Annotated in this window: 9 protein-coding genes; 6 read left to right on the forward strand and 3 right to left on the reverse strand. The window is 62.9% G+C overall.

Features of this window, described 5'->3' with window-relative positions:
- The first annotated feature begins 5 nt into the window (after positions 1-5).
- Positions 6-3389: a VanZ family protein gene (locus G533_RS21795; RefSeq protein WP_051230255.1), complete on the forward strand. Its 3384-nt coding sequence runs from the start codon at positions 6-8 to the stop codon at positions 3387-3389.
- A 12-nt stretch (positions 3390-3401) separates the two neighbouring features.
- Here G533_RS21795 and G533_RS0111840 read toward each other — a convergent pair whose 3' ends face one another.
- The gene (locus G533_RS0111840; protein ID WP_027950130.1) at positions 3402-3911 is read right to left on the reverse strand and encodes a low molecular weight protein-tyrosine-phosphatase; all 510 of its coding nucleotides are present in this window, start codon (positions 3909-3911) and stop codon (positions 3402-3404) included.
- 22 nt (positions 3912-3933) lie between these two features.
- Positions 3934-4728 (reverse strand): S1 family peptidase, encoded by a 795-nt coding sequence (locus tag G533_RS0111845; protein WP_051230256.1) that lies wholly within the window; start codon positions 4726-4728, stop codon positions 3934-3936.
- A gap of 156 nt (positions 4729-4884) precedes the next feature.
- Here G533_RS0111845 and G533_RS0111850 point away from each other — a divergent pair, with 156 nt between their 5' ends.
- The 5 genes from G533_RS0111850 (at position 4885) to G533_RS0111870 (ending at position 11677) form a co-directional block, all read left to right on the forward strand.
- Complete coding sequence (locus G533_RS0111850) at positions 4885-6495, forward strand: acyl-CoA ligase (AMP-forming), exosortase A system-associated (protein ID WP_027950132.1); 1611 nt, start codon at positions 4885-4887, stop codon at positions 6493-6495.
- The gene (locus G533_RS0111855; protein ID WP_051230257.1) at positions 6492-7763 is read left to right on the forward strand and encodes a pyridoxal-dependent decarboxylase, exosortase A system-associated; all 1272 of its coding nucleotides are present in this window, start codon (positions 6492-6494) and stop codon (positions 7761-7763) included. Before G533_RS0111850 ends, G533_RS0111855 begins: the two co-directional genes overlap by 4 nt.
- Before the next feature lie 146 nt (positions 7764-7909).
- Positions 7910-9331 (forward strand): TIGR03013 family XrtA/PEP-CTERM system glycosyltransferase, encoded by a 1422-nt coding sequence (locus tag G533_RS0111860; RefSeq protein WP_035527808.1) that lies wholly within the window; start codon positions 7910-7912, stop codon positions 9329-9331.
- 250 nt (positions 9332-9581) lie between these two features.
- Positions 9582-9863: a hypothetical protein gene (locus G533_RS0111865; RefSeq protein WP_027950135.1), complete on the forward strand. Its 282-nt coding sequence runs from the start codon at positions 9582-9584 to the stop codon at positions 9861-9863.
- Between the two features lie 8 nt (positions 9864-9871).
- Positions 9872-11677, forward strand: coding sequence for a tetratricopeptide repeat protein (locus G533_RS0111870; RefSeq protein WP_027950136.1), 1806 nt, complete (start codon positions 9872-9874; stop codon positions 11675-11677).
- Here G533_RS0111870 and lnt read toward each other — a convergent pair.
- Positions 11648-13189 (reverse strand): apolipoprotein N-acyltransferase, encoded by a 1542-nt coding sequence (gene lnt, locus G533_RS0111875; RefSeq protein ID WP_027950137.1) that lies wholly within the window; start codon positions 13187-13189, stop codon positions 11648-11650. The genes G533_RS0111870 and lnt overlap by 30 nt on opposite strands.
- Positions 13190-13265: the final 76 nt, after the last annotated feature.

The following is a 13265-nucleotide window of genomic DNA, read 5'->3' on the forward strand; positions in this document are numbered from 1 at the left end:
CAACGGTGATAGCGCCGACCCGTTCGCACTTCCCCTGGCTGTGGCTTGGCTACAGTCTGCTGCTGGTGTATGGCACCTGGTTTCCCCTGGACCGCTGGGACTGGGCCCTGGGCGGCTGGCAAGCGTTCATGGCCATGGACTGGCCGCAGCGCGTGGCCCGTTCGGATTTCATCCTGAACCTGATTGTGTACCTGCCTTACGGGCTGCTGGCAATGCTGTGCCTGCGCGGAACGTTGATACGCCGCCTGCTGCTGGCGACGGTTTCCGCCGCTGCGCTGTCCGCCAGCCTGGAGTTCGGGCAAACCTACCTGCCGGGACGCGTCAGTTCACTGGCAGATCTCCTGCTGAATAGTGCCGGTGGCTTTCTCGGCGCGCTGGGCGCGGGCCTGGCGGCACGCTTGCCACTCTCGCGACACCTACGGCAACAGGTTCTCGCCATGCTACGCGACCCCACCACCGGCCGGCTCGGCCTGCTGGCCCTGGGTTGCTGGTTACTCGCGCAATGGGCACCACTGGTGCCCAGCCTCGACATTGGCAACCTGCGCGCCGGTCTCGCCCCACTCAAGGCAACGGTGCTGGGAGTGACGCCATTGCTCGGCGCCAAGGTCATCAGCTACATCCTGATGTTGTTTGCGGTGGGCACACTACTATTGAGCATTCTCTCCCCAGGCCCGCGCCGGCTCGTATCGGTGTTCGGCCTGCTGTTTGCGGTGTTGCTGGGCAAGGTGCTGGTGTTGGGCCGGGTGTTGTCGGCAGAGGCGCTGCTGGCTTTTGCCTGCCTGATACCTGTGTTCTGGTTGTTGCGCAATGTCTCACCGCGCTACCTGCGCTGGGCTCTGTTGCTATCCCTGCTGGCCTACCAGATTCACGACGCCCTGCTTCCGGGCAGCGTTGATACCGCACTCCGCACGGTGAACTGGATACCATTCCGCGGGCACATCAACAGCGTGCACGGCGTGGTCAATCTGCTGGAAACCGTCTGGGTATTTATCGCCCTCGCCTGGGTGACCTACCCGTGGAGCCGCAGCCAGGTAGCTCGCGCCCTTCTGGCGTTTACCGTGGCAATGGGGACTCTCGGCCTGGAATGGTGGCAGCAGTTCGTACCCGGCCGCTACCCCGACCTCACCGATGCACTGGTGGCAACTGGCGGCTGGTGGCTGGCCTCGGTATGGCGCTGGGGCCACTACTCGGGGGATGCCGACAAACACGCCACGCGCGCTACCCTGTCCGGCGTGCGGCCTGGACGCGGTGCGCGAACGCGGCGACCGCTCTCGGGCAAACGAACGCGTCTGCTGCTCGGCACCGCCGCTGTGGGCAGTGTGCTTGTTCTGGCTGCCCTCTACGTGCTCCTGGCCCGGGATGAACGCCCGCCCTATGCACTACCCAGCATTGATACCCTGCCAACACCCACCTTTCCAGACTGGCGACAACAGCACCCCCGGCTGCCGGCGCCAGCCGCCGAAGACATCGCCTTGCTGCGCGCGCACAACCCGGGGTTCTGGGACCAACACCGCAAGCGCGCTGCGAAAGGCGCGCTGTATTCACGCATTCTGCTGGCGCGGGTTGAACCCGGCTCACAGGATCTGCAGGCACTGCACAGCGACCTGATGGCATTGGAACCCGAGTGGCGCGGGCACGAGCAAACCAAGCCACTGGCCCTCGCCTACGACTGGCTACATGCGTTGTGGACACCCGCGCAACGGCACAGCCTGTTGACCAAAGTGGAAGCCGCCTGCGCGTATCAGGTTCACGTCATCACGGACAAATATACCCTGTCACCGTACAACGTTTACCTCTACAACAGCCCCCTGCAGGCACTGATGATGGCTGCGATCGCCAGCCACGGCGACAGCGCCAACGATAGCTGCATGCGCTTCACGGCAGACTACTGGCGATACCGGGTACTCCCGGTGTGGCGGCAGGTCATGGGCACCACGGGCGGCTGGCATGAAGGCGGGGAGTATGTCGGCATAGGCATTGGCCAAGCCATTTACCAACTGCCGGCCCTGTGGCGCACCGCGACCGGGGAAGACCTGTTTGCCAGCGAACCCGGTATCCGCGGCTTTGCCGACTTCGCGCTACACCGTATGCGCCCGGATGGTACCTACATACGCAGCGGTGACGCCGCGTATTTCCGCCGCCGCATACCCGACCTCGCCCCCCTGGCACTGGAGACCCGGCACCGCCCTGCCTACTCGCTGGCGGCACCCCCACAGCAAACGGTGCCACTGGGCTGGCCCTGGGGCCCGCTGTCGCAGGCGAGTTTTGCCAATGACACAGCCCTGCAGCGGGAACCCACCAGCCGCTGGTTCGACGGTATCGGGTTACTGCTGGCGCGCTCCAGCTGGCAAGCGGATGCCACCTTCGTCACATTCCGCGCGGGTGACAACTTCTGGTCGCACTCCCACCTCGATCAGGGCGCCTTCACCATTTTCCGCAGCGGGCCCCTCGCGCTCGACAGTGGCCTCTACAACCGCTATGGCTCCGAGCATCACCTGAACTACAGCTATCAAAGCATTGCGCACAATGTAGTCACGGTAACGGACCCGGCGGACGACGCACCAATGCCGTCGAAAACCGAAGGCGAGCCGAGCCGTGTCATCGCCAACGATGGCGGCCAGCGACGCGTGGGTTCAGGTTGGGGGCGTGCGGCGCCTCTGGATTACCTGCACTGGCAACAGCAAGGAGAGCACTACCGCACTGTGGGTGAAGTTCGCCACGGCGATGCCGACGGCGTGTCCTGGGTGGTGGCGGACCTCACCCCGGCTTACACCAATGCGGCATCCGGCACGGGTGATTTCTCGGCCCGCAACAAGCGGATTCGGCACTACCAGCGCAGCTTCGTGTTTGACCGCCGCGCACAGGTGATCGTTGTCCACGACAGGGTCACGACGGAAGATGCCACGTTCCGACAGAAGTGGTTACTGCACAGCGAACTGGAGCCCGAGCTGCAGGGTCCGAACTTTCGTATTGCAGCGCCACACACCGCATCGGGGCCGCGAGGCGTGCTGAAAGGCCAAGTGCTATTGCCGGAAGACGCCAGCCTGACCGCGATCGGCGGCCCCGGGTTTGAGTACTTCGTCGATGAGAAGAACTACGACGAGGACGGCACGGTGCAGGCGGTCGCGCAACGCAAGCGCGAAGAGCGCGGTGCCGAACCCGGCGCCTGGCGCCTGGAGCTGCAACCCGGGCGCCAGGCAGAAGCCCGGGAATTCCTCGTGGTGATGCGCACGGGGGAATGGAGCGCCACCGAGTCGATAACACCGGCGCCTGCGGCCATGCTGAAAACCACCGGCGACACCCTGACGCTGACACTGGACGGCGACCAGCCCCTGACCCTGCATTTACCCCGGAACATGGGCGACATCACACTGCAGCGCGGCCGCTGACCACGCCGGGCATCATCGCGCCTGCGCCAGATCCGCCAGCAACCGCTCCAGCAAACCGTCCAGCGCCAGATCGATCTGCGCATACACCGCCTGGAATCCCGGCCAGTCACCATAATACGGATCCGCCACCGGCACACCGCCCGGGGGCACACCCTCCTGATACTCACCCAGCAACCGCACGCGTGAGAGGGCGTCGCTACCGGCTGCGAGCACGGCCAGCTCATCGCTGTGCACCTGCTCCATGACGAGCACATGGGTACTGCGTTCCAGCAGGGCAGGAGTCACCTGCTGCGCGCGGATTCTCCCCAGCGGGAACCCATATTCCCGCGCCAACCGCGCCACCCGTGGATCAGGCGGCCGGCCGAGCTGCCCCGGGCGCGTGCCTGCCGAGGCCACCGCAATACGGCGCGCCAGCCCCATGCTGCGTAACCGATGACGCAATAACGCTTCCGCCAACGGTGAGCGGCACACATTGGCGGTGCAGACAAACAATACGCGCAACTGTGGGCGCCACCAGAACATCAATCACTTCTCCCTGAGCAACTCAGTGCGCCACGCGGTCCAGCAATTCGCGCACCCAGGTCACCGGTATCACGTAGCTGATACCGGAGGGACGTTCCAGCACCGACTCTCGCGACTCCTTGACGAACACACTGTTCACCACACCAATGACGGCGCCTGTTTCCGGATCATAAACGGGACTGCCGCTGTTGCCGGGATAGGCCGTGGCGTCCAGTTGAAAGACATCAAAGGGGTTGCGCATGCGCTGCAGTTGCACCGCATTGAGGTCGCGCGCCGCATCTGCGGTACGCGCAACCGGGGTAATGGCCGACACCATGCCGCGGTGGGTGACCGGATACAGGCCCAGCACACCGCCGATGGGAAAACCCGTGAAGGCCACCGCATCACCCTCTCGCACCGTGGCGGAATCGCCCAGCCGCAAGGTGGGCAGGGGCGCGCTGGTAATGCGCAGAATGGCCAGATCGTGCACCGGGTCTTGCGCCGCGATTTCCGCGGGGTGCACCACCGCCTGCCGTCCGCGCCCGGAAAATACTGCGAGCATCTGCTGGTTGTCGTGGTCCAGCAGTTCCGGCAACACGTGGTAGTTGGTCACGATCAAATGGCCATTGCCCACCACAAAACCTGTGCCACGCAAACTGTCGGGGCGGCGTTCACCGATGGGTTGTCGCGGCGGATAGCTGGTACCCACACCTACAATCGCGGGACGCACGCCCTCTATCACATCGGCCAGCGATGCAGCCGCAAGGGGCTGCGCAAACAGCGCGCTGCACACCAGCCAGACCAGCGCCGGCAATCCGTTGGGATGAAAACGTGTCATGCACTCACTCCTGTGACAGCCAGCTGCACCGTGCACCGCTTCATACTTGCCGAGGCGGCTCGCACAGGCGACACTGCAAACCTGAGACCATAGTCCAGAATCATGAGCCCGCGCAACGGCGGCGACTCAGGCAACCCCAGGCAAGGAGAACCGCGGGTGGCAGACCTTATCCATCAGTTCATCACCCGGGCCGCGCAGGGTCAGGGCTCACGGCCCGCGCTGTTGTTTCGCGATACGGTGCTATCCTATGCAGAGCTTGCAGAGCAGGTGGAGAACGCGGCCCGCGGCTTGCTCGCAGAAGGGCTCGGCGCCGCGGAACGTGTCGCCATCTATCTACCCAAACAGCCGGAGACCGTGGTGGGTATTTTTGCCACGGCGGCCGCGGGGGGCTGCTTCGTCCCGGTCAATCCGGTGCTCAAGCCGCGACAGGTGAGCTATATCCTGCGCCACAGTCAGGCGCGCGTGCTGATCACCTCCGCACAACGCCTGCAACAATTGGCTGCCGAGCTGCCGGCCTGTAGCGATCTGCACACCCTCGTGCTGGTGGACACACTCGCCGCGGAGCGCCGGGAGACGCTCGCGAGCGAGCTCCGTGGGCTCAACGTGATAGAGTGGCAAGCGCTTCTCGCAGCGCCCGCACGAGCGCCCCATCGGCGCATCGACACCGACATGACGGCCCTGCTGTACACCTCCGGCAGTACGGGCAACCCGAAGGGTGTCGTGCTTTCACATCGCAACATGGTGGCGGGCGCGCGCAGTGTGGCCGAGTACCTGGAGAACACAGCGGACGACCGGCTGCTCGCCGTACTACCGCTCAGCTTTGATGCCGGGCTGAGCCAGCTCACCACCGCATTTTCTGTCGGCGCCTCGGTCGTATTGATGGACTACCTGCTGCCCCGGGACGTGCTGAAAGCAGTAGCGCGCTACGCGGTCACCGGGCTCGCGGCCGTCCCTCCCCTGTGGAACCAGCTGCTGCAACTGGCGTGGCCCGACGAAGTCGCCGACACCCTGCGCTATGTCACGAACACCGGCGGCGCCATGCCGGTAGCCAGCACGCGTGCCCTGCAGGACAAACTCCCGCATACGCGCGTGTTCCTCATGTACGGGCTCACCGAGGCCTTCCGCTCAACGTACCTGCCACCGGAACAGGTGCAGCAGCGGCCGCAATCCATCGGCAAGGCGATTCCGAATGCCGAAATCCTGGTGGTGAACGAGGCCGGTGAACTGTGTGCTGCCAACGAGCCCGGAGAGCTGGTGCACCGGGGCGCGTTGGTCGCTCTGGGCTACTGGAATGATCCGGAGAAGACAGCCGAACGCTTCCGGCCCGCCCCCGGACAGGACCCGGCACTGCCCCTGGCGGAAATTGCCGTCTGGTCCGGCGACCAGGTGGTGCGCGATGAGGAGGGCTACCTCTACTTTGTCAGCCGCAAGGACGACATGATCAAAACCTCCGGCTACCGGGTCAGCCCCACCGAGGTGGAGGAAGTTGCCTATCTGTCCGGCCTGATTGCCGGGGCCGCGGCACTGGGCCTGCCCCACACGCAACTGGGGCAGGCTATTGCACTGGTGGTAACACCGGCGGCTCAGGCGAACAGCGAAACGCTGGAGCGCGAGCTGCTGGCCTTGTGCCAGCGCGAACTGCCCAACTTCATGGTCCCCGCACGGGTTATCGTGCGAGCAGCCCTGCCCCACAACCAGAACGGAAAAATTGACCGGCGCGCATTGAATGCCGAATACGCGAGCCTGTTTCAGGAGCCAACGGAATGACCGAACAGCAAAACACATCATCCACCAAACCCCGCGAACGCGGTCGCCCGCAGCATGCGCCCCAGAATCACTTCCCCGTGCGGGACAACTGCCTGCAGGTTGGCAATCAACCGGTGACTGAACTCGCCCGTCAGGCGGATGGCAGGCCCTTCTACGCCTATGACCATCGCGTGATGGATGCGCGTGTGGCGCAACTACGGCAACAACTCCCCAACGCCATTCACTTGCACTATGCGATCAAAGCCAACCCCATGCCTGCCGTCGTGCAGCACATGTCAGGCTTGACCGATGGCCTTGATGTGGCCTCTGCCGCCGAACTTGCCACAGCACTGGCCACAGGCATAGACCCGGCAGAGATCAGTTTCGCAGGCCCTGGAAAGTCGCTGGAAGACCTTCGCGCAGCGGTAAGCGCCGGCGTCATCATCATTCTGGAATCCATGACCGAAATGCAGAGAGTCGCAGATATCGCCACAGAGCTTGCCACAACACCGCCTGTTGCCATCCGCGTCAACCCGGATTTCGAGCTCAAGGCCTCTGGCATGAAAATGGGCGGCGGCCCGAAGCCGTTCGGCATTGATGCGGAACAGGTACCTGACGCCATGGCGCGTGCAGACGCGCTGGGACTCGATCTTGTCGGGGTACATATTTTCAGTGGCTCACAGAACCTCCGGCCCGAGGCGCTCATCGAGGCGCATGACAAAACCTTTGAGCTCGCGCTACGGCTGGCCGCGCAGGCACCGAAGCCTTTCCGCTGGCTCAATATCGGGGGCGGTTTTGGCGTGCCTTACTTTCCCGGGGAAGAATCCCTCGACTTGGCGCCCGTGGTACAGAACCTGCAAAATCGTGTGGATGAAGCCCTGCGGCAACTCCCGGACGTAGAACTCGTCATGGAACTGGGTCGCTACCTCGTGGCTGAGGCCGGGATCTACGTTTGTACGGTCAGCGACAAAAAAGTATCACGCGGCCAGACGTTCCTGATCACCAACGGCGGCTTGCATCACCATCTGGCAGCCTCCGGGAACTTCGGTCAGGTGGTCCGCAAGAACTACCCGGTATGTATTGGGAATCGAGTGATCAGCAGGGAGCAGGAGACGGTGACTATCGTCGGCCCACTGTGCACGCCGCTGGACCTGCTCGGAGAGCGCATGCCGTTACCGACAGCCGACATTGGTGACCTTGTGGTGTTGTTCCAGTCCGGTGCATACGGATATACCGCCAGCCCGCACCTGTTCCTCAGTCACCCACAACCTCTGGAATTCTTCGTTTAGTGGTTGCGGATCTGAGAACCTTGTCACAAACTGTCACATTCCTTCTGTACTAATAGCGTTAGCTACTAGAGTTTATAGGCTGGTATAAGCGGCGCCCGTAAACCACGCGACAGCGCACAAGCAAAGTACACTGGGAACTGGCCATCATGTTAGCGAGCAGCCTGTTGGGAACCCGACGCGTTTTTAAACATCACGTTCATGTCGCCTATTACTGGCTGGCACTGCTTGATGCCGCCCTTTTCACGGGCGCCTGCTATCTGGGGACTTTGCTGTATTTCCTGCGCGACCAGGCCCTACTGGATTCCCACCTGCAAACCCTGCTGCCGCGTGCCCTGGTGTTTGCACTCACCACGGTGCTGGCGATGACCGCACTGGGGTTGTATCAACCACGCCTGCGCGAGGGGCTCAACGGCATTATGTTGCGCGTTGCCGGTTCCTTTGTGCTGGTGACTATCGCCATGGCAGCCATGTTCTACCTCGTACCCTCGCTGCACCTGTGGCGCGGTGTACTGGCTTACTCCTCCGCCATTGCGTTCACTTCGTGTCTCATTACCCGCGTGATCTTCGCCAACACCGTGGAACTGGAGCAGTTCAAGCGCCGGGTTCTCGTACTCGGCAGCGGCCAGCGCGCCGCCAATATCGCCGAGCGCATGCGCCGCAAAAGCGACCGACGCGGTTTTCGTATTGCCGGCTACGTGCGCGCCGACAGTGAACAGACGCTGGTGGAAACGGGAAACGTGTTCACCCCCGACGAGCCGTTGCACGAGTACGCTCTGGCACATGACATCCGCCAGATTGTGGTCGCGCTGGACAACCCCGCGGCGCTGCCCGCTGACGAGCTTATGCACTGCCGTACGTCGGGCATCGAGGTCGTCAACATTCTCGACTTCTTCGAACAGGAAGCGAGCAAGGTGTTGGTTGAGGAAGCCCCCCGCGAGTGGTTCATCTACTCGGACGGCTTCGCCGCCGGCGGCTCATCCAACAAAGGCAAGCGCATGCTCGATATGTTGGCCGCGTTTGTGTTGCTGTTTGGCACCTGGCCGCTGATGCTCGTCACCATTGTCGCCATCAAACTCGAAGACGGACTGCACGCCCCGGTGATCTTCCGCCAGAAACGTGTGGGACTCAACGGTCGCGTGTTTGATGTGCTGAAGTTCCGCAGCATGAGCGTGGACGCCGAAAGTGATGGCAAGGCACGCTGGGCAACCACCAATGACAGCCGGATCACGCGCGTCGGCCATGTGATCCGCAAGCTGCGCATCGATGAATTGCCACAGATCCTGAACGTGCTGGTGGGCGATATGTCTCTGGTAGGTCCGCGACCGGAAAGGCCCGAATTCGTGCGCGAATTGTCCGAGAGCATACCCTTCTTCGACAAGCGGCACTGCGTGAAACCCGGGATCACCGGCTGGGCGCAACTGAACTACCCCTACGGCGCTTCCAAGCGCGATGCGCTGCACAAGCTGGAATACGATCTCTACTACGTGAAAAACAGAAGCCTCTTCCTCGACTGCCTGGTGTTATTACAAACCACAGAAGTCATTCTGTTTGGCAAGGGTGCCCGCTAGGGTCCACGCTCTCGCAGCGCGGCCATCTTCACCCGCGTTTTGTGACGTCTGCATTACCCAAATGTGTCAGGTTTTTTAATTCTACAGCCTGCGGTTTCGCTTGAGCTGCTCCCCGGCATTAGGTAACCTCTTGATATCGAATACGTCTATCCTTGTTGGTGCGTAAATTGCAATCAGAATAACAACTTAGCGGTTAACAGACTTTAGTTGGCTGCTTCAGGCCAGCAACGTGAGGGGGAGTGAGCGGGGAATGAATACAGTACTGACAATTATCGCGATACTGGGACTGGGTGCCCTGCTCGTGTCCGTCGTGCTTTTCACCATGGCCGCCCGGCGCTACGTCTCCGACGATGAACCCGAACACATCTCCCTGGTACCCAACACGGGCCGGGATCACCAGCCACGCAATCGCGGCGACCGTCGTCAGACCAATGCGCCCACCTTGTTTCCCATTACCGTCAACGGTGAATTGATCACCCGCGAGCGCCGCCAGATCGCCGATCGCAGGCAGCAACCCCGACAATACGGCTGAGCTCCCTCTTGCGCATCCTGTCCTGCCTGGCTCTCGTTGCCCTATTCGCTGCGCCCGTTCATGCCGCCCCGGTAACACCGGAAACCCCCGCACCTATCGGCTCCCTGTTTGCCACCGACATTCTCCAGGCTGAATTACTGGCGCATCTCGATGCCGGCGAGTATGCCCAGGTTTTGCAGAAAACCGCCGCACACGATGGCTCACTGGACGCGACCAGCCGCGGTTTGCGCATTGCGGCACAGGTATACTCCGGTGACTTGGCGGCAGCGGAGTCCGGCCTGGCGACCTTCGGACCCGGTGAAAGACTCCCGGTGCCAGCGGCATGGGCGATTGCAGAGGCCTATCTCGCGGCGGGTTACCCTGAACTTGCCGGCTACAGCACTCAGTTGGGTTTGATGGAGCAGTTTGACTCCAGCCACCTGTTGTTCCTCATGGGTAGACTACAACTGCAGGCAGGACGCAGCCACGAAGCAGCCCGCTATCTCCAGGCAGCGGCCGCATTGCCTGCCAGTGCGCAGGAGTCTTTCGACCGCGACCGGCTGCGGGACACGACGGCCAACCTGCTGCTCACGCTGAACCAACCCGCAGAGGCTCTCGCCCTGTTCAATGCTGACACCACGGCACCTGTACCCGCTACAACCCCGGTGTACGCCATCGCCAGCGCTCGCAGTATGGCGAGTGACGGTCGATTTGAGGCCGCGGATAGTGCAGTGGCGACTGATATTCGCGGCTACTCGCGCGAGCTGGCGGTGACACGCGCCCAGATCAAGGTTCTTGCCGGGCAGCCTGAAGTGGCGCTGGCGCTGATGGATGCACCAACGCTGGGTACCGCGGATGCCGCCATACTGCTCACGCGCTCGCTGGCCCACATGGCCATGAGCCAACCCGACGCGGCAGCCCAAGCCCTGCAACCACTGGGTCCGGCCGCTACCCTGCCTCCCGCACTGCAACCCGGTATGGCGATGATCGCTCTCGGCCAGGGCGATGTAGACGCGGTTCTGGCGGCCATGCAGCGCGCCCCATTACCCCTGTCTGAACTCGCGCGGCTGCCGGCACTACCGGACCACCTGCAAAACACCGATTTGGCGGCGCCCCTGGCCCTCGCCTACTTCGCCTTTGACCAGGGCTACCACCGCCAATCTCTGGAGCTGCTCGACCAGGCCCTGCAAGAATGGCCGGAGCACCCACTGCTCCTGTTGCTGCGTGCGGAAAACCTGCGGCAAATGGGTCACTACACGGCAACAGCCGCTGCACTGGAAGACGCCCTGCACGTACTTCCCGGCAGCGCTGCCCTGCGCCTGTTGCTGGCCACGGCGCAGGAGGCCGGCGGCGATGATGAAGCTGCCCTCACAAGCTACCGCACCATTATTGAGGCGCACCCCGATTTTGTTCTGGCGCAACTGGCACTGACACGCTTGTACACAGAACGCGGTGAGCACGAGCGGGCGCAAGGTGCTTGCGAGTGGGCATTGAACTTCAAGCCTGACTCTCCCGCATTGCTGGCTGCCCTGGCCTGGGCGCTGGCCGAACAGGGCAAGGCGGAGGAATCGAGGGCGACTCTGCGCGCGCTGCAGCGCGTTGCCGGCAGCTCCGCGCAGGCCACGACCAGCCACATCAACGGCTATCTGGCACTGCAGGCAGGCGACCTCCAGGCCGCAGCCACGAGTCTATACAGCACGCTGCGCCTGGGCACACTGGAACCACGGCTGCTGCAACACCTCACCCGCCTGCACGAGGAAATGGGCCATCCCCAGGCAGCGAACAACCTGGCACGGCAGACGCAGCTACTGGCGCGCCACGGGGCGCCGCGCTAAGCGCCATACCAACCACACACCCCACACAAGCCATAGCATGAACGCGGTCCGTGCAAGCTGGAATCCGTGGAGCGTAAACCAGGTCTGCTCCTGCAACGGTGTGACCAGCGCCTGCACTATGCCGGTGGTGGCCGGCTCCGAAGCCACAACGACTTTGCCCGTGGGTGAGATGAACAACGACGAACCGACATTGGCGCTGCGCACGACAAATCGGCGATTTTCTATCGCTCGCAACACCAGGTGCGGCATCGGAATGGAATAGGCTCGTTGCAACGGGCCAAACGCCGCCTCGTCGTTGGACATGTTCACGAGCAACTCCGCACCGGCGTGAGTCAGCGCGCGGACATGCTGCGGGAAAAAGGCCTCCCAGCAGATGAAAACCCCGAGCTGCAGTGCGCCCGCATCAAGCGGCCCGCTACTGTCTCCCGGCGCCATTCGCGATGGCCACCACTCCCGCAAACGCTCCGGCAGCCACCGCTCCAGCGGATTGTGTTCGGCGCCCGGCACCAACAGCACCTTGTGGTATTCCTCGGCGATATAGCCGGAAACAGGAACCAGAAAGGCGGCGTTCAATAACTGAGGTGCTCCCGAGGCGGTAAGGGTCATGGAGTAAGCACCCACCAGTACAGGCGTGCCTGTGTCCGCAGCAGCCTGCGATAACGCCTGCATAATGTCCCGGTACTCCGTGGAGCGCAGCCAGAGTGGCAGACTGGTCTCAGGCCATACGGTCAGGGCGGCCGCACCGGACGCATCCGCAGCGTCTCGAGTAACGCGGTTGAAATTGTCGAACATGCGCCGTGTTGCGGCTTCATCGTGTTTTTCTTCGATCGTCACAGCGGTGTGCAGGGCACGCACCGGCACCCCAGGCACCGCCTCAGTGGCGCTGACCACCGCCGCCTGACGCCAGATGCCGTACCCGAGCACCAGCGCGCTCAGGCACGCAGTGAGCACCCACCAGGATACCCTGCCTGCACCGCGCGCCTGCCAGCACTGCGCAGCCAACACGTTCACGACCATAATGCCGAAGCTGATGCCGAAGACCCCAGCAACGTCGGCCGTTTGCAGCAACAACGGCACCTGCCACAGGTAATACCCCAGCGCATAGGATGGCAAGCCGAGCCACAGGTCGGAGCCCAGCACCTCAATCGCCGTCCAGCTTAACGCCGTCCACAACAACAAGCAGAAGCCCCGCAGGCCTGCACCAACAGCCACCCACACCGCGAGCCCAAGCATCGCCGGCATCAGCGCGAAACCGGCCAACACAGGGAGCAGCCACAGGGGCTTGAACTCGACCAACCAGTAAAAATGGGAGGCTGCGTAGCAGAGTCCGACCAGATATCCACCCAGCAGAACCCGCCAGAACCTGCGCGGCTGTACGGGGTTGGCAGACGAGCCGGAATCATGCCAGAAGCCTGTCAAGGCGGGTGCCAGCGCGACGAAAACCAGCGGCCATGCACTCAGCAGCGGTGACGCCAGAATCATCAGCACACCGGAAAAAATGTATCTGATCACCCTGCTCCCACTCTCTGCTGCAACCTGCGCACGTTCTTCATTATACGGTCCCACTCACGCTGCAAGCCAGCCGCGC

Origin of the sequence: Haliea salexigens DSM 19537, from assembly GCF_000423125.1 — a bacterium.
In the GTDB taxonomy this organism is placed as follows: domain Bacteria; phylum Pseudomonadota; class Gammaproteobacteria; order Pseudomonadales; family Halieaceae; genus Haliea; species Haliea salexigens.

What these genes read in the sequence shown, in the direction of transcription:
- G533_RS0111845 (WP_051230256.1), bottom strand. Translation starts at nt 4,728, where the DNA reads ATGACACGTTTTCATCCCAACGGATTGCCGGCGCTGGTCTGGCTGGTG.
- G533_RS0111840 (WP_027950130.1), bottom strand. Translation starts at nt 3,911, where the DNA reads ATGTTCTGGTGGCGCCCACAGTTGCGCGTATTGTTTGTCTGCACCGCC.
- G533_RS0111860 (WP_035527808.1), top strand. Translation starts at nt 7,910, where the DNA reads ATGTTAGCGAGCAGCCTGTTGGGAACCCGACGCGTTTTTAAACATCAC.
- G533_RS0111865 (WP_027950135.1), top strand. Translation starts at nt 9,582, where the DNA reads ATGAATACAGTACTGACAATTATCGCGATACTGGGACTGGGTGCCCTG.
- G533_RS0111855 (WP_051230257.1), top strand. Translation starts at nt 6,492, where the DNA reads ATGACCGAACAGCAAAACACATCATCCACCAAACCCCGCGAACGCGGT.